This is a genomic window from Microbacterium sp. FG3, from assembly GCF_057809335.1.
Genome location: NZ_JBMDJT010000005.1, coordinates 90,430 through 106,790, shown reverse-complemented (window position 1 = coordinate 106,790; position 16,361 = coordinate 90,430). Strand labels below are relative to the sequence as shown.

The 16,361-nt window shown below is 66.1% G+C and carries 18 protein-coding genes; 3 read left to right on the top strand and 15 right to left on the bottom strand.

What is annotated here, in order from left to right; genetic code table 11:
* The 4 genes from ACODR5_RS03310 to ACODR5_RS03295 all read right to left on the bottom strand — a co-directional run.
* A partial coding sequence (locus ACODR5_RS03310) for a TniQ family protein (protein WP_488982717.1) occupies positions 1 to 653 on the bottom strand: 653 nt, incomplete at its 3' end.
* Positions 650 to 1,810 carry an AAA family ATPase gene (locus ACODR5_RS03305; protein WP_005055282.1) on the bottom strand — a complete coding sequence of 387 codons (1,161 nt, stop codon included), beginning with the start codon at positions 1,808 to 1,810 and terminating at the stop codon, positions 650 to 652. The genes ACODR5_RS03305 and ACODR5_RS03310, both read right to left, overlap by 4 nt.
* Positions 1,807 to 3,960, bottom strand: a complete 2,154-nt coding sequence (locus ACODR5_RS03300; protein ID WP_005055284.1) for a DDE-type integrase/transposase/recombinase — start codon at positions 3,958 to 3,960, stop codon at positions 1,807 to 1,809. The genes ACODR5_RS03305 and ACODR5_RS03300 overlap by 4 nt, the downstream gene beginning before the upstream one ends.
* A gap of 56 nt (positions 3,961 to 4,016) precedes the next feature.
* Positions 4,017 to 4,736, bottom strand: coding sequence for a TnsA-like heteromeric transposase endonuclease subunit (locus ACODR5_RS03295; RefSeq protein WP_005055286.1), 720 nt, complete (start codon positions 4,734 to 4,736; stop codon positions 4,017 to 4,019).
* 332 nt (positions 4,737 to 5,068) lie between these two features.
* Here ACODR5_RS03295 and ACODR5_RS03290 point away from each other — a divergent pair, with 332 nt between their 5' ends.
* Positions 5,069 to 5,392, top strand: a complete 324-nt coding sequence (locus ACODR5_RS03290; protein WP_005054589.1) for a hypothetical protein — start codon at positions 5,069 to 5,071, stop codon at positions 5,390 to 5,392.
* Here ACODR5_RS03290 and ACODR5_RS03285 read toward each other — a convergent pair.
* The 11 genes from ACODR5_RS03285 to ACODR5_RS03235 form a co-directional block, all read right to left on the bottom strand.
* The gene (locus ACODR5_RS03285; RefSeq protein WP_005054591.1) at positions 5,389 to 6,120 is read right to left on the bottom strand and encodes a DUF6602 domain-containing protein; all 732 of its coding nucleotides are present in this window, start codon (positions 6,118 to 6,120) and stop codon (positions 5,389 to 5,391) included. The genes ACODR5_RS03290 and ACODR5_RS03285 overlap by 4 nt on opposite strands.
* A 165-nt stretch (positions 6,121 to 6,285) precedes the next feature.
* Complete coding sequence (locus tag ACODR5_RS03280) at positions 6,286 to 6,807, bottom strand: Mov34/MPN/PAD-1 family protein (protein WP_052323164.1); 522 nt, start codon at positions 6,805 to 6,807, stop codon at positions 6,286 to 6,288.
* The gene (locus ACODR5_RS03275; RefSeq protein WP_005054595.1) at positions 6,804 to 8,093 is read right to left on the bottom strand and encodes a ThiF family adenylyltransferase; all 1,290 of its coding nucleotides are present in this window, start codon (positions 8,091 to 8,093) and stop codon (positions 6,804 to 6,806) included. The genes ACODR5_RS03280 and ACODR5_RS03275 overlap by 4 nt, the downstream gene beginning before the upstream one ends.
* Before the next feature lie 13 nt (positions 8,094 to 8,106).
* Positions 8,107 to 8,613, bottom strand: coding sequence for a hypothetical protein (locus ACODR5_RS03270; RefSeq protein ID WP_005054597.1), 507 nt, complete (start codon positions 8,611 to 8,613; stop codon positions 8,107 to 8,109).
* A gap of 2 nt (positions 8,614 to 8,615) precedes the next feature.
* Positions 8,616 to 9,572 (bottom strand): SMODS domain-containing nucleotidyltransferase, encoded by a 957-nt coding sequence (locus ACODR5_RS03265; RefSeq protein WP_005054599.1) that lies wholly within the window; start codon positions 9,570 to 9,572, stop codon positions 8,616 to 8,618.
* Between the two features lie 201 nt (positions 9,573 to 9,773).
* Positions 9,774 to 12,380: a replicative DNA helicase gene (gene dnaB, locus ACODR5_RS03260; protein WP_488982716.1), complete on the bottom strand. Its 2,607-nt coding sequence runs from the start codon at positions 12,378 to 12,380 to the stop codon at positions 9,774 to 9,776.
* A 354-nt stretch (positions 12,381 to 12,734) separates the two neighbouring features.
* Complete coding sequence (rplI, locus tag ACODR5_RS03255; RefSeq protein WP_449853069.1) at positions 12,735 to 13,190, bottom strand: 50S ribosomal protein L9; 456 nt, start codon at positions 13,188 to 13,190, stop codon at positions 12,735 to 12,737.
* A 9-nt stretch (positions 13,191 to 13,199) separates the two neighbouring features.
* On the bottom strand, positions 13,200 to 13,454 hold the full coding sequence (gene rpsR / locus ACODR5_RS03250) for a 30S ribosomal protein S18 (protein WP_040168021.1): 255 nt from the start codon (positions 13,452 to 13,454) through the stop codon (positions 13,200 to 13,202).
* Between the two features lie 44 nt (positions 13,455 to 13,498).
* On the bottom strand, positions 13,499 to 14,008 hold the full coding sequence (locus tag ACODR5_RS03245) for a single-stranded DNA-binding protein (protein ID WP_449853068.1): 510 nt from the start codon (positions 14,006 to 14,008) through the stop codon (positions 13,499 to 13,501).
* A gap of 5 nt (positions 14,009 to 14,013) precedes the next feature.
* Positions 14,014 to 14,376 carry a 30S ribosomal protein S6 gene (rpsF, locus tag ACODR5_RS03240; RefSeq protein WP_449853067.1) on the bottom strand — a complete coding sequence of 121 codons (363 nt, stop codon included), beginning with the start codon at positions 14,374 to 14,376 and terminating at the stop codon, positions 14,014 to 14,016.
* Positions 14,377 to 14,484: 108 nt separating this feature from the next.
* Positions 14,485 to 14,784, bottom strand: coding sequence for a hypothetical protein (locus ACODR5_RS03235; RefSeq protein ID WP_449853066.1), 300 nt, complete (start codon positions 14,782 to 14,784; stop codon positions 14,485 to 14,487).
* A gap of 221 nt (positions 14,785 to 15,005) precedes the next feature.
* Between ACODR5_RS03235 and ACODR5_RS03230 the strand changes: the two genes are divergently transcribed.
* Positions 15,006 to 15,575 (top strand): MFS transporter, encoded by a 570-nt coding sequence (locus tag ACODR5_RS03230; RefSeq protein ID WP_488982715.1) that lies wholly within the window; start codon positions 15,006 to 15,008, stop codon positions 15,573 to 15,575.
* 33 nt (positions 15,576 to 15,608) lie between these two features.
* On the top strand, positions 15,609 to 16,361 hold the full coding sequence (locus tag ACODR5_RS03225) for a tyrosine-protein phosphatase (protein ID WP_449853065.1): 753 nt from the start codon (positions 15,609 to 15,611) through the stop codon (positions 16,359 to 16,361).

Below are 16,361 nucleotides of genomic sequence, written 5' to 3'. Positions count from 1 at the left end.
CTCTGCCTGTCGTTCCTTCCTGGTAACGACCGTCTACAAGAAGTGTCACACCCCAGGTTGGCCTGCGGACCCCTCCCCGGACCCCGCACGGGATTGTGGCAACGCCCGGGAACGGGAACAAGTGCGAGCGGGTGAGCGCGGTGTCGGGCAGGAAGATCACAGGTCTGGCACCGATCCACGAGAAGGCGGCGGTGGCGGGCACAGGCGAACCCGAACGGGAACTGCCACGACATCCGCCACCGTCCACCCGAATCGACCAGGCATTCCGGGCAGTATCGTCCCGCGGTCCCTGCAGCCGGGCATTGCGCGCTGATCCGACCCTGCCGGGTATAGCGGATCGCGTGACGGGCGAAGCGCATCCTCGTCATCTCGTGAAACTGATCGGCAGGGATGCCCGTGGAAGCCTCAAGCCGGGCAGCCTGCTCCTCGGTGAGGGTTGTGGCCCACTTGTCCGCCATCCACGCGGTCGCCGATACAGCCAAACCCTTCTCCTGCTCGATGAGACCGAGCGCGCATGCCATCTCGTTCATCGTCGCCCCATAGGTGGCCGCCATCTTCTCCAGCCAGGAATCGAACGGCTCATCCGGCAGTGGCCGCACCCGAAACGGCAGCACCCGCACCTCGTCGGAACGCGTCGCGGCCTTGCCGGTCATGCGGCTGCCACCTCGCCACCCTGGGTCTTTCGGCGGCGGCCCGCTCTCTGGCTTCGAAGCTGCCGTTCCAGCTTCGCCTCCAGCTCACGACGTTCCGTCTCGGCGCCCTCGTCGATGCGAATATCATCGAGCAGCTCCCGATCGATGCGTTCCCTGCCGGTGCGGATTGCGCGCGATGCGCCGCGGCGGATCAGGTCCATCAGCGACCCGATGTTCCCGGTCGTGCGGGCGAACAGGTACCGCGAGAGGTCGACGAGCATCCCGTCTCTCCCGTCGGTCAGCACGAGGGCCTGGTCGATGCCGAACAGCAGCCGGTCCCATTCATCGCGGCCGCGTTTGTGGGCGAGGGTGAAAGGTTCCAGGCTGAGGACTGTCCACCGTCGGAAGGTCTGCGCCATTGCTGCGCCTTCGCCGGTCTGGCCCTCCCCGACGAGTCCCCGCTTGCGGAGGGCGACACCGGCGAACAGGAACGTGGCGTTGTATTCATTCGAGAGCCACTTCAACTGGTTCGCGACCTCTACCCCGTCACGGGTATTCATCCGCAGGAAGTGGAGATCATCAACGATCACCAGGCGCGTGTCGTGGCGTTCGATGCACTCCGCGGCTGCCCGGGCAAGATCTCTACCCGCCATCGAGCGGTGCAGGATCCCGGCGGTGGCGGGGTGGGCGTAGAACCCGAGGATCATCATGTGCAGACCCTTGATCGTCGGCCGGCCCGTCAACGTCACATGACACACCGGCAGGTGCCGCACGTCCCGGTCCTGATCCAGCCACTCCCCGGCCTCCGCGATCCGCTGCTGGTGGAACACTCGACCGAAGTTGTTCACCACCGTGGACTTCCCGAGCGCCGGCGGCGCGTCGATCGCCGCCGCTGACTTCACCCGGTCGGCGTCTTGCAGGTTCGAGTCCAGGATGTCGCCGAGTTGCAACTCGATCTCCTGCACCTGTCGGGTGCGCAGCAGGATGTTCGCGTGCCACTGACGCCGCGCCAAGTCATACCCGACACGCTCCTGCGTGGATAGCGCCGCCAGCCGCTTCAGCGTGAGGGTGTCCGGACGGGTCCGGGCTGGGCGTTCTGCGAAGTCGTTCCACCCCTCGTAGGTGGACAGGCTCCGCTGCCGTGCTCCCGCCTGCGGCTGGGGCTGGGTGGTTGTCATCGGAGCATCTCCATCGGCTCGAAGCGGTAGTCGCCACGGATGGTGGGCTCGTCGATGTCGTCCTCGTCGTCATCATCTCCGGTCTCCGGCACATCGACCCGTGTCCTCGGATCCCTCACCCCGCCGGTCAGCTCCGTCGCCAGGTCCGACCCGGCCGTGAGTTCTGCGTCCAGCATCCGTTGCACCGTCCGCAACGACCACACCCCTTCCGGATCGGGGTTCTTCTCATCCAGGCGGGCCGCCATCCGGGCGCTCATCCGCCGCTCCGACGGTGTCAACCCTCGGCCCGCGCCCCAGTCCTCGAGCAACTGCGCGGCAACATCATCGACCTGCGAGGGGCGGCCCTGCCGGATCGCAATCTTCTTCGCATACTCCAACGCGTCCAAACTGAACGGGGTGTCGAACGCGTCCTTGTGCTCCCACTCCAGGGTGTGCCAGGTGTGATCCTCCGGGTCGTGGAAGTAGATCTTCGTCAGGTCGTCCGGGTTCACCACGAACGGCCACTCCGTGCCCGTGTCCCGGTGGATCGACCGGGCCCGGTTGCGGTACTTCGCCACCGAATCCCCCGTGTAGCGAAGATTGTGAATCTCCACCCCATAGTGGTTGAACTGACGCTTCACCACCGGCAGCAGCTCCAACAGCACATTCCGGTCCGTCGGCATCCGCAGCGAACCCGCGACAGCGAGCCCCTGGTCATACTTCTGCGCCGGACTCAACTTCACACCCGGGAGGCTGGGATCGGCGAGCGACTCATGCGGGCGGAGGTGATAGACCGTCGCGATCCACTCGCGGATGATCTGCTCCAACTGCGGAACCGTATACACCGCCTCACCCTCAACATCGTCCCCACGACCCGACACGTCCGCACCCTTGTAGCCGGGGAGCTCCTGCAGGAGAGAGTCGAGAGTGCGAAAGAAGCGCTCCACCGGGCTCTTGTCGGTGGGCTGGTAGATACGGGCTGGCTGGATTGATATGCCCAGTCGGGCGCACGCGGTGGTGACATGCTCGGAGAGGAAAGGGCGACCGTGGTCCACGACGATCGTCTCGGGCAAGATGCCGGCGCGTGTGAAACGGGCGACATCGGTTCGGGTGGGGTCGACGAGCACCGTGTCAGGCACGCCGTGATACGGGACACGAGCGGCGGTATCCCAACTGCCCGGTAGGTCGAACGGCAGCATCGCTTCGACGAGAACACCGGACACGTCGATGGACTTGGTCGATCCTGGCGTCAAGCGCAGCCCGAGAATGCACCGTGAGTAGAGATCGATCGCGACCGTGAGGTCCGCGCAGACCCACTTGCCCGTCACCGGAGCGACGGCGAACACATTCAGTGGGGTGGTGTCAAGAAGTACGAACTCACCGGGACGTGACGCGGTCAACCGTCCGTAGGGAGCGGCGGGCCGGTTCGCGATCGATCTCTTTGCCTTCGTGGAACCCGCGAAAGTGCCTCGTCCGCGGGTGAGCTCGTCCAAGCCCCGGTATGCGCTGGCGGTGGACGGGAATGTGACGACGTCGGGGCCGTGAAGTCTCTCGATGCGTGCGCGGATCCGGGCGAGGATGATCTTCTTCTGCACCTTGGACTGATCGTCCTGCTCATCGAGTATCGTTCGCGCGGCGTCAACCCACCGCGGGTCGAAGTTTGTCAGTGCCGCACCCGTCCGTGACATCCGGGTATCGATGAGACCCGCTTCCCCGGTGTCTCGATACCGGGAGACCCATCGCTCCAGGGTCCGTAGGCCTATGTCGAGCTCTTTGGCCTTGGCCTTCTGTCGCTCTCGGAGCGGCCGTTGCGGGTGGTACTCCAGTCGTGGCTCGCCCTCTCGGGCGACCTCACGACTGCCCGACCGGTATCCCGTGAGCACCTCACGGACGTGATCCGCCCGATGGTGAGCACCCGCCTGAGCGGACTGGGTTGCGTCCGACCAGACAAGCATCAAAGGTTGCGTCTGCTCGTCGTCGCCCACCCTGCCTGGCACGTGCACTCTGCCGCCTTCCGACTCCGGTTGCAGCACATCGATCATGCGGAGACGGCGAGTGCGCCCATCCGCGGTGCGGACGATGACGGCGCCATCACCGATCTCCGCGACCGTGCACATCTTTCCGTCGTAGGCAATCTGGGCCCCCGGGCTGACCTTCCAGGTGTTCTTCATCGGACGCGTTTCCCTTCTCGTTGATCTGCGGGTGTGTGGATCGTCGCGCTCGACACTCATGTCTCCAGGAGGCTGGTGATGTCGAGCACGCGGGTGAGGTCCGTGTGCAGGCGCCGCGTCCACATCAGGTGCAACACAACGGACCGAGCCAATCGCGGATCGGCAGTGATCGCCGTGACAGCTCGCACCGCTTCGCCGAATGTGACCGGAGTGGATAGCAACTCTGCTGCGCCATCGACTTCGGACTCGAGGAACTGGAAGCGCCGCCTATACCCGGCGAGGAACCGCACGTTCGCCAGCACGACAGGATCGGGCTCGGATTGCACCCGGTACTCCCAGCCGTGCCCCTCGATCACGCGCCGCGACCATCCCAGAGAATCGCGCACTTTCGGGCGTGACAACTTCTCAGCCGGCTTCACATCAACCACGCACCCCGACTCATCGGCGTGGACGAACAGGTAATCCGGGACGTGCTTGCGGCGCGTGCCGCGATCATCGCCGTCGAGCAGAAACGGCTGCGAGAGGATCCACACCACCCGCGGGTCGAAGTCGGCCAGCAGCAGGTTCACATACTCCAACCGCGACTCGTACCCCACCGGGGCCTCCATCGTCGCCGACCAGTACGAGCCGGAGAAGTGTCGCTGCTTGCGGTACCAACGAAACTCCCGCCACGGCACCGCGGTATCGAACTGACGAAGACGAACATCATTCAAGGCGATGACATCGACGTGATCGTCTGACCTGCGAATCTGAACCGTCGACGCCAGCCCGGTCACAGCCCCGACGCTCCCTGGTACGACAACGGAAACGAACCAGCCCCTGCGGTCCGGCGGTTTGTGAACATGTCGCCATCATGGGCGCCCACACACGCGTGCATCCATGCACGAAACCACCACGAATACGTAACACACGTCATACCGAGTTGCTCTTGCGAATCGGTCAATTACGTACTACGTGACGTACGTTCTAGTGAATGTCACATTCACTGTACTCTCGAAACGACCAGAATCAAGTTGTGTACGTCAGATAGACAACACCGGGAAGGAAGTCGCCTCGGAATCACCTCGCGCACGTGCCGGACGTCGGTGACGTATGCGAAACTCGGGGCATGACGATAGTGGAGCCGATCGCACCAGCGGAGTCGCGGCTGTTCTTCGGCAACAGCTACATGAACGCTGTCGTCATAGAGATCGCCGCCCTCGAAGGCGACACCTTCTCTCCCAAGCAGATCGTCGAAGCGACTGGACTGTTGGGGAGCATCGTCCACCCACTGATCCACAAGCTCCGCGACGCACACTTCCTTGAGTTCGTCGGACGCGTGCCCGGAGAGCGGACCCTGCTCTACCGGATCCGTGACAACTACTGGTGGGAAGCCGCGCGACGCTACGCCGCCGACCGGGAAGCCGCATCGGCCGAGCGCACGGCTTCCTAACTGCCTGGGGACTGCAGCGGAACGTAATAGGCATCCAGATCGATTGCTAGAGCTGTTCCCAGCCGGGAAAGTGCGCGATACAGACGCGTCGCGAACCAGATCAGTTCCTGTCCTCCTGGGGAGTACGCGACCCCGTCAGTCTGATCGAAGGCGCCTCCTCGGACAGCAATGCCGAGATCGAGCCCCGTGGGCTGAGGCTCGGTGATCGAGCCCACAGCTGCAGCACCGCGGATATCTCCCCAATCAAGATCCGTGCTGAGAAAGACACCCAGGATCGGCTTGGCTTCCGGATCCTGAGCTGGATACGTACCGCCTGCATGCCGGATCTCCGCTGAGGTGCGGTGAAGTCGGCGAACGCTGGCGACCTTGTCCCGGGCGTAGTCGAGGTTCTCCTTGTTCATTCTGGGCTTCACCTCACAAACGGCGTACAAGCTCTCGACCGGCACGAAGCGGACGTCGCCCTGCTCGAAAAAAAGGGGCGAGTACTGTCGATCGAAGATCGCAATGTCGATCTGTCCGCTCTGTTGCCCGAGGGAGTCGATTGCGAAGATTGGCCCGACCCCGTATCGCTGGGGAAGAAACTCCCGGAGCACGCTGACCCATTGCTCCTCGGTGGCGTCACCCTTGGTGCCGGGATGATCTGTGAACTGCGGCATGAGCCCCAGCCCTGTGAGCATGTGGTCCTGCTTCGCCGTATATGCCTTGGCAAGGTCGAACGGTTCGGACATGGGTGGTCTCGCTTTCAATGGACGCGGCTGGGAGATCGCCCGCGGGGATGGTGTCGAATGTTCGTGTTCGGACGCCACGCGCTTTGTGTAGGTCCACGACGTAGTTCTACCCGTCGCGCATAGCGGTCAGCAATGATGTGGGCAGCGGCCGGTACTGGTGAAACCTCAACTTCGATGTTGGACTTCAGTGGCTTCGCCGGGTGGCATCTGGTTCCGCGAGCCCTGATCGGTTGCTGTGAGTGCGAGCGCGGCACGGTGGAGTTCGATGCCGTCTGGCGATTGCGCGAGCACCCATACGCTCAGGTGCGGGCGGGGATTCGGTGACCCAATAAGCGCGATGAATCGATGGAAGCGAAGTTCCAAGTCGACGAGGTGGGAGATGTAGGTGTTGAGATCCAGCGGGCTGGGTTCTGGCGGACCGTTGGGATGGGTGTGCCATTCTCCGATCCATTGTGAGCGGTCGACCTTGTGGGCGCGGTCCGCGGCGAGTTGGGTGTATTCGAGGTCACGGAGGAAGTAGCCGGGTTGGTGGACGGCGTTCGGACCGGGTGCGGAGGCGGATGTAATGACGAGGGCGTTTTCGTGTCCGAAGAGTGCACCGCCGGTTTCGAGCGTGGGGTCGCTTCTCGCGATGATCGTTCTGATCGATGTGAGCGCACCCTGGGTGATACCGACGGTCCAGCTCACGGGTGGCGATGGCATGCGGGGCAGTCCGGGTAAGGGGGCGTCGCGGAGGACCAGTGCGGGTGGAGTGCTCGTCGCGCATCGAAGGGGGCGGCGTAGCCGGGTGATGGGCGGAGGGCGATGACGAGGTTGTCATCGGTGAGGGTCTGATCGACTTCACCGGCGTTTTGCAAGAGAGTCGCGACGGCGACTTTCGCTGCGATGCTCCCAACGAGGTGAAGGTCTCCACCTATTGCGGTCATCGGGTTGTGTCGGGTGCCGTCCCCGTAGCCTCGGTCCAGGCTCGGTTCGGGATCGATCATTCCGTTGTCGCGCATGTATCGACGCTGACAGTCGAGGCATCCGACCTCGGGCAGTGCACGGATGCGCAGAATCTCTCCGTATCTGCCGTCGGCGAGGACGCAGGCGAACACAATCGGTTTGCCCGCACGGCGTGCAAGGTAGTTTGCGACGCGTCGGGGTTCGACTCCGTCGACGGTGCAGATGATGATGTCGGCGGCGTCAATCAGGGGTCGGGTGATGTTGGCGTTGGCGGTGAGGTCGATGGGCCATGGGCTGATGTTGCTTTCCGGCCACTGCCTGTTCAGGGATGCCTTTAATCCATCCACTTTGGACATTCCAACGCTCGCGGCAGCGAGGACGTGCCGGGGAACGTTGTGGAAGAGGATCTTGTCAGGATCGACCAGGTCGATGTGGCCAACTCCGTAGCTTGCGAGTGCTTCGGCTGCGGCTCCTCCGATGCTGCCGGCGCCTAGCAGGAGCGCCCGCGAGGTCGAGAGGAGGCTGGTTGGCCAGAGGCTTCCAAGGGCGGTCACATGCTGGGTTCCGTCCTGGATGTCCAAAGAAATGGGGCGGACGGTGTCGTTCGAGATCGTCCACGCCGACCAGGCCGGAAGCCGTTCCCCATCGCGGATCTCCGGAGGGTCGGGACAGAAGGTCACGGCGATGTGCCATTGGCCGGGAAGCGGTGCGATCGCCTGCGGGACGAGGGTCTGGAAGGCGTCGAAGGGCATTGTCGCGTGTTGGTGGGTGAGAAGGTACGCGCAAAACGCGGCGTCCGCCGGCACTCGGTACCAGTGGCCGACGCGATTGAAGTCGGCGACCGTGAGGAAGTGGTCGGGATCCTCCGTGAGATGGACGAGGTCCGAGTCTTCGTTCGAGAGGGCGACGACTATGGCGGCCTTGTCCGGTGCGGACAGACGGCAGGTGAGATTGCCCCACGCGTACGACTTGTCGATGACCTCCATCGCTTCGGTGGGCAACAGCACCAGCCAGTTCTCGCCACTCATGCGCTGTGCTCGGTCACGCTGTCTCTTCCGCGGTCGCGGTGATCAAGTGATCGAGTTGCTCGTCGGTGACGATGCCGTTGACTGTCATGTTCGGGATCTTGCCGCGCTGAAACAGGGCGAACTCGATCATCCATCCCGACGCTTTCAGGATCAGATCGCTGGTCCGCGAGAAGAGGTCCCACTGGTCGGCATCACGGAGCAGGCAGAGGCCGCCATTGGGGAGCACGTGGTACTGGGTGAAGCTTCGCAGGGTGACGTCGGGCTGCGGTTCCAAAGGGTAGAGGATTGGTGGGACCGCGGGGAAGCCGTGCCCGTACGCGACCCGCGCGCGCAGCGGCTGGTCGACGAGGTTTGACAGCCCGGCTGGTTCGGGTCGTGTGAATGGCCATACCGGGAGTGCGCCGCTGAAGTGACCGGCACCTTCGGGCGTCCACTCGAGGGCGGGGGCCACCGAACCGATGTCGTCGATCTCCTGCGCGAGACGACCCGGGTCATCCTCCCACCAGCTGCGGAGGATCAAGGTCAGCCCTGCGGGGAATCGCGAACCGGACGCGGCCCAGTCTCTCCCGCTCCACCGGGAGGCAGTACGAGCGGGAACGCAGTCCCGAAGACGGACTGCCAGTGACGTGTCGCGGCCGGCTGATCATTGGAGGCGACGGCCCGAAGCGCCGCGACGGCGTCAGCTGCTGCATCCTCTAGGGACCTGCGCAGACCGGCCACGTCCAGACTCGGCTGGATCAACCCGGAGAGCTCCGCGGGATCTTCAACGCGCAAGGAGTGCGTCGAGGCGTTGACGAAGAAGTTCTTCAACGCCTCGGGTCGGTTGTTGCTCACCGACAGGCAGTCCAACGCGAGAACCTCCATCACGAGCGACTTGACCGTGCCGGTCACATCTTCATGCTGACGCGACCAGTACTTGAGGACCCGGACCAGCGGGCGAAACAACGACCAGTCCTGCTGCCGCCGTGCGACCTCGTTGATGAGGTACTCAGGGTCTGCGAGCGACCAGCGCTCCTCCTTCTTGAACGGGATCAGGATCCCGTCCGGACGTCGCAACGCTGGCATCACATCGACAGTGAACGCGTTGTCCTGCTCCGGCGGATCGACGAAACACTTCGCGGCGCGATTGCGGTCGGCGGTGCGGATCAGGCGCACCAGCTGCGCGCGCGATCCGTGGGACACGGAGAGGAGATCGTTCACCAGATCATGGCAACGCTCGATCGCCTCTTCGGCAGAGCCCCCGTCCTCGCCCCAGTCCGGGTGCTCGTCCTGATCGAACTCGACCACGAGATCCACATCATGCACCGGCTGCAGCTGGGTGCTGCGGGCGAGCGAACCCGACCCCCACACCACCTTCACATCCGGCGCGGTCAGCAACGCGGACGTGAAGGTGTCGCGACGGTCACGGGCAATCTGCACGACCTTCACATCCGCGTCGACAACCGACTGCAGGGTAGCGAAAGACTCGAGAACCGTCATGGAGCACCTCTCCCCAGCGGCCCGGGTGCGGGCGCTGATTCAGCGTACGGCCGACCTCGGACATCTTGCGGAAGAGTCGCCGTCTCTCGTCCCGCATACTCGGCGCCCTCACGTCCGACTACATGCAGCGTTCTCAGGAACATGGCGGATCCGCCATTTGTCCGCCACTTCATCTGAGAATCCGCCATCTTCGCCGAGAACCTACACTCCGCCGAAGCCCGAGGGGGCCATGTCGGTGAAGCGGGAGAAGTGTCCCTGGAAGGCGACCTCAATCGTCGCCGTCGGTCCGTTTCGGTGCTTGGCCACGATGAGATCCGCCTCGCCGGGGCGGGTGTCCTTGTCGTAGACCGAGTCTCGGTGCAGCAGGATGACCATGTCGGCGTCCTGCTCGATCGATCCCGACTCGCGGAGGTCGCTGACCTGCGGGCGCTTGTCGGTGCGCTGCTCGGGGCCACGGTTCAGCTGCGACAGCGCGATGACGGGTACCTGGAGCTCCTTGGCGAGGAGCTTGAGCGCGCGCGAGAACTCCGAGACCTCCTGCTGTCGTGACTCGACGCGCTTGCCGCTCGTCATCAGCTGCAGGTAGTCGATGATCACCATGCTCAGGCCCACGCGCTGCTTCAGCCGCCGGCACTTGGCGCGGATCTCGACGAGCGTCATGTTCGGGCTGTCGTCGATGTACAGCGGGGCGTCGTGGATGCGCCCCTGCGTCTGCGCGACCGTGGTCCAGTCGCGCGAGTCGAGCATGCCCTTGCGCAGGTTCTGCAGCGGGATCGCGCCCTCCGCGCTGAGCAGGCGCATGGCGATCTCGGCCTTGCCCATCTCGAGCGAGAAGAACACGGCCGGCTTCTGGTGCTTGATTGCCGCTGCACGGGCGAAATCGAGCGCCAGCGTCGAGTTGTGGGTGGGGATCATCGACTCGCCGGCGAGGTACAGGTGCTCGTCGTTGTCAACCTGCACGCACCGCACGGGCACGCTCTCGATCGGTCGCACAGCCGTCACGTACCGGCGGCCGATGCGCGTGGCGTTCGACGGGCGCTCCTGGGCGTGGAGCGCGCGCTTGCGCTCGAGCCAGAAGACGTCGTCGGTCGTCGAGAAGTTCAGGATGTACGCCGTCGATGATGCCTCGCTGCGACCGCGCACCCGCTTGGTGGTGCGGCCGCAGCGATACCCGAGCCCCACGATCAGCTCGTAGACCGAGTCGGCCAGCTTCTTGCTCGTCACCGCGAACTGGCAGGACCCGACGCCGCGGACGACCGAGCCGTCGGTGTCCATCAGTCCCGCGAGCAGCTCGCGGCGCTGCGCCTCCGATGCGCGAAGGTACGCGGAGGGAATGTGCTTGTCGCCGAGCACGCCGAGTCCCCGCAGCAGTGCGGTGAACGAGCCGTGATCGCGGTAGCACGCGGCGCACTGCCACGACTCCCCCGAGAACGGCTTCCCGCAATCCGGGCACGACATGCGCTCAGGGTGCGCGCCCTTGTTCTTCGGGCCGCACGTCCGACCGCACGTGCGCACGTGCGGGTGCCGGGCGATGAACTCCGCGCCGCACACCTCGCAGTCGCGCACCAGCGGCTCACGCTCAAGGAGCTTCAGCGCGTAGAGCATCTGCCCGCGCGCCTCGACGCGCACGCCCTGGCGCGCGATCAGCGCCGGGATCTCGGCCGTCTCGCTCGTCAGCCGGGCGCCGTCGCTGTGGCCGTCACCCAGCCACGCGCCGAGCGCGTAGGGTGCGATCGGCAGGTCGGCCTCGGGAGCCTGGAGCGGCTGCGCGTTGCGGATCGAGTGATTGGCGCGAGCCTCGGCGCCGACCGTCAGCGTCGCGAGCATCTGCTCGGTCGTCACGATCCCGGTACCGCCGGTGCCCCGACGACTCGCGCGCGTCTCGGTCACCCACTGGTGCTCGGCATCGGCGATGATCGTCGAGCCGTCCGAGAAGACGACCTCGTAGGTCGGACGACCGTACATCACCTCGGTCGCCGCCACGACGCGAGTGGGGCGCCCGGCCGCGTCGTAGAGCTCGTCGCCGACCTGCACCTCGCCCATGGTCGTCCATCCACTCGGCGTCGGCAGTGGGGTGTCCAGTGCGAGCGCCTTGCCCATGGCGGGACGGGCGGCGACGACGATCATCTGTCCGCCGTGCAGGCCGTTGGTGAGCGTGTCGAGCTCGGTGAACCCGGTCGGGATGCCGGTCATCTGGCCGTCGCGCCCGCGGGCGGCCTCGATCTCCTCGATCGCCGCGTCGACCGCGACGTTGAGCGGCACGTAGTCCTCGGTGGTCTCGGTGCCCGTGACGCTGTAGATCTCCGCCTGCGACGCGTTGACGAGGTCGGTCGCGTCACCCTGGCCCTGGTACCCCATCTGCACGATACGAGTGCCGGCCTCGACGAGGCGGCGCAGCAGCGCCTTGTCGGCGACGATCTCGGCGTAGTAGCCGGCGTTGGCCGCCGTCGGCACGATCGAGGTGAGGGTGTGCAGGTAGTCGGCACCGCCGGCTCGCTGCAGGTCACCCGTCTTGAGCAGCTCGTCGGTGACGGCGACCACGTCGGTGGGCTCGCCGTGCGAGTACAGCGAGAGGATCGCCTCGAAGATCAGCTCGTGCTTCGGGATGTAGAAGTCCGGCCCTCGCAGCGTCTCGATGACGTCGGCGACGGCGTCCTTCGACAGCAGCATCCCGCCCAGGGTGCTCTGCTCCGCCAGCAGGTCGTTCGGCGGCGTGCGCTCCTGATCCCGGGAGCTACCGAGTCGCTCCTCCGAGATGTCAGCGATCGACACGCGCGCACCACTTCCTCTGCTGGCTTGATCGTTCATCGGGATGGAACCACGGACCTCCGACATCGCGATGGACGTCGAGTCGGGCCTGCCGGTTCACGCTAGGAGTCGTTCACCCCGCCCGCAATTCACCCTGTGGATAACTCTGTGGACGATCCTGGGCAAAACGCCGTGCACGGTGTGGACGCCGCCTGTGGACAGATTTGGACACGCCCGCATCATCGTGCGCAGAAACTGCGCGTAATCAGAGCTTTTCCGATTCCACAGTCTGTGGAGAGAACTGCACTTCAACCTGCACATGAAGGTCGTCGCTCGTCGCATCTTCATCCACATACAGCGCGAGACGGCGCGGATCCCGAAGGACCCGCGCCGTCTCGGCGTGCGCTCAGGGCGTCACTTCTTGAGCGCGACCACCTGGATGTTGATCACGGCGGTCACGTCGTCGTGCAGACGGACGAGAGCCTCGTGCTCGCCGACCGACTTGATCGGCGACGGGATGGTGATCTTGCGCTTGTCGAGGTCGCCCAGGCCGGCCTCGGACACGGCGGCGGCGATGTCCGCCGGCTTGACCGAGCCGAACAGGCGCCCCTCGGCGCCCGCCTTGACGGCGAGCTTGACCTTGCCCTCGGCCAGCTTGCCCTTGAGGGCGACGGCCTCCTCGTGGGTCGCGATCGCGCGGGCCTCGCGGGCGGCGCGGATCGACGCCACCTGCTTCTCGCCACCGCGCGTCCACGCCACGGCGAATCCCTGCGGGATGAGGTAGTTGCGGGCGTACCCGTCCTTGACCTCGACCACGTCTCCGGCGCTGCCCAGGCCGTCGACCTCGTTCGTGAGAATCAGCTTCGACATGGGTGCTCCTTACCGGCCCGCGCCCGCGTAGGGCAGGAGAGCCATCTCGCGAGCGTTCTTGATCGCCTTGGCGATCAGACGCTGCTCCTGCACCGAGACGCCGGTGATGCGACGGGCGCGGATCTTGCCGCGCTCCGAGATGAACTTGCGAAGGGTGGCGACATCCTTGTAATCGATGACGCCGACCCGGATCGACTTCGCGGGAGCGGCGTTCTTCGCGCCCTTCCGCGGCTTGCGGCGGTCGCCGCTCGACTTTCCAGCCATGTTGGGTCCTTAGTGAGAAAGAGAGATCTGGATGGGGTTCCGGCTCAGAACGGGGTGTCGTCGCCGAAGGATCCCGGGGTGCTCCATGCGTCGGCTCCGGCCGATCCCGGAGTCGCCCACGGCTCCTCCGACACCTGCTGGCGGGGCTGCTGCTGCCCGCCGCCGAACTGCTGACCGCCGCCGGATCCACGTGCCACGCGGGTGACCTGCGCGGTCGCGAAGCGGAGCGAGGGGCCGATCTCGTCGACCTCCAGCTCGATCGCGGTGCGCTGGTTGCCCTCGCGGTCCTGGTAGGAGCGCTGGCTCAGGCGGCCCTGCGCGATGACGCGCATGCCCTTGGTCAGCGATCCGGCCACGTGCTCGGCGAAGTCACGCCACACGCTCGCACGGAGGAAGAGGGCTTCGCCGTCCTTCCACTCGCCCGAAGCGCGATCGAACGTGCGCGGCGTCGAGGCGATCGTGAAGTTCGCCACGGGGACGCCGTTGTTCGTGTAACGAAGCTCCGGGTCCGCCGTGAGGTTCCCCACCACGGTGATGACGGTTTCGCCGGCCATGGTGCTTAGGCCTTCGCCGCCGTCTTGCGAGCAGCCTTGGCCTCGGCGCGCTTGGCCTCGGACGCGATCATGGCGATCGCCTCTTCGGCACGCAGCACCTTGGTGCGCATGATCTGCTCGTTCAGCTTGAGCTGGCGGTCGAGCTCGACGGTGGCCTCGCTCGTGGCGGTGAAGTTGACGACGGCGTAGATGCCCTCGTTCTTCTTCTGGATCTCGTAGGCGAAGCGGCGCTTGCCCCAGACATCGACCTTGTCGATCGTGCCATCAGCATCCGTGATGACCTTCAGGAACTTGTCGAGAATCGTGGGGACCTGGCGCTCGTCGATCTCCGGCTGAAGGATCACCATGAGTTCGTACTGGTGCGTCATTGACCCACCTCCTTCGGACTAGATCGGCCGCCGAGCATCTCTCGACGGCAGGAGGGTGTGTTGCACATCGCGCGGCGTGAGGCCGCACAACCTTCGTAGTCTATCCGATCAGGGCTTTTCCCGCGAACCGTCCGCCTCGCGGCGCGAGCGCAGCAGCGGACCGAGCGCGAAGACCATCTGGTAGAGCGGGCGCGGGGTGTCGGGATCGGCGTCGCGGGCGTTGCGGAGCCGTTCCCCCCAGCGGGCGCCGAGCTCCTGCAGCTCGGCGGACAGCTCCTCCGCCTCCGCCTTGGTCAGCGGCGCCTGACTGATGCTGCCGATGCGAACCGTCTCGTCCGGCTCGCCGATGAAGGCCTCCGGCTCACCTCCCAGCACGGCGCGCAGCCAGCGCAGCACGGGTTCGGTCACGAGCCGCGCCTCCGGGGAGTCCTTGCTCAGCCGGTACCCGTCGGTCGAGAGCGGCTTCCACACGCGGTCGCGCCGGTCGCGCGCGAGCTCACCTCGTCGCCGCGGTCGGCGCCATCCTCATCCGCCGGCCGCTGAACGGCGACCTCGCCGAGGCGCGCAGCACGCACCCGCTCAAGGCGCTCGCCGAGGGCCTGCGCTACGTCGGCTCGCAGCCCCTGTTCGTGGTCATGATCGCGCTCGCGATCGTGCTGAACACCGCGAGCAACGGCTCGACGATCGCCGTGACGCTCGACCTGGCCGAGCGCGGCACCGATCCGTTCCTCATCGGCCTGCTCAGCACGATGATCGGCGCCTCGCTGCTGGCGGGATCGTTCCTCGCGCCGGTGCTCGTGAAGCGGGTGCGCACGGGCACGATCGTGCCCGCGTGCATGGCCGTGATGTCGCTGTCGTTCCTCGCCATGGCGATCTTCCCCACCTACGGCGCGATCCTCGCCTGCTACACCGTCGCCTACCTTCTCGCGCCGGCGCTGAACGCGTCGATCTTCTCGTACGCCGCCGTCATCACCCCCGAGCAGATGCAGGGCCGCTTCTCGTCGGTCGCCGCGCTCTCGGGCGCCGCCTCGTTCCCCCTCGCACCGCTGGTCGGCTCCGGCCTGCTCGCGGGCGCCGGCCTGGCCACCGCGCTCCTCGTGCTGGCGCTCACGCTCGTCGCCGTCGCGATCGCCCTGTCGCTCTTCCGCCCGCTCACCCGCATCGGCACCCCCGACACGTGGGCGGCCGACGCGGCCTGACCCGGCGGGCTCCGGCGTGATAGACAGCAGAGCATGGACGAGATCGCCCCCTCCCCGCAGCGCCACCACCGCCTGCCCGGGCTGTACAACTTCCGAGATGCCGGCGGGTACGACACCGCCGCGGGCACGGTGCGCTGGGGCAAGCTGTTCCGCTCGGACGCCCTGCACCGCATCGACGAGGTGACGCGGCAGCACCTGGTGGGGCTCGGCATCGCCCACGTCGTCGACCTCCGCAGCGCGATGGAGCTGGAGGCCGCACCCAGCGCCCTCGCCGAGCTGCCGATCACCGTGCATCATCTGCCCGTCTTCGCGGGGGCGGCGCCCGTCTCGGCCGCGGCCTCCGGCATCGCGCGGGTCTACGAGCACATCGTCGACGAGCGGGGCGAGGCGCTGGCGGCCGCGGTGCGCGTGATCGCGGGCACGGCACCGCACGAGGCGGTGCTCGTGCACTGCACGGCGGGGAAGGATCGCACGGGGCTCGTCATCGCGCTCGCGCTGTCGGCGGTGGGCGTGGCCCGCGAGGACGTGGTCGCCGACTACGCGCTGACCGAGGCCAACCTGCGCGGCGAGTGGGCCGACCAGATGCTCGCCGCCATCCGCGCCAGGGGCATCGATCCGACCCCCGAGATCGTGGGGCTCGTCACCGCGAGCCCCGCCGCCGTGCTCGAGGCGACGCTCGCGCGGATCGACGCCCGCCACGGTTCGATCACCGACTACCTGATCGCGCACGGGATGACCGCGGCCGAGATCGACCGCCTCGCCGACACCCTGATCGATCGCGCCTGA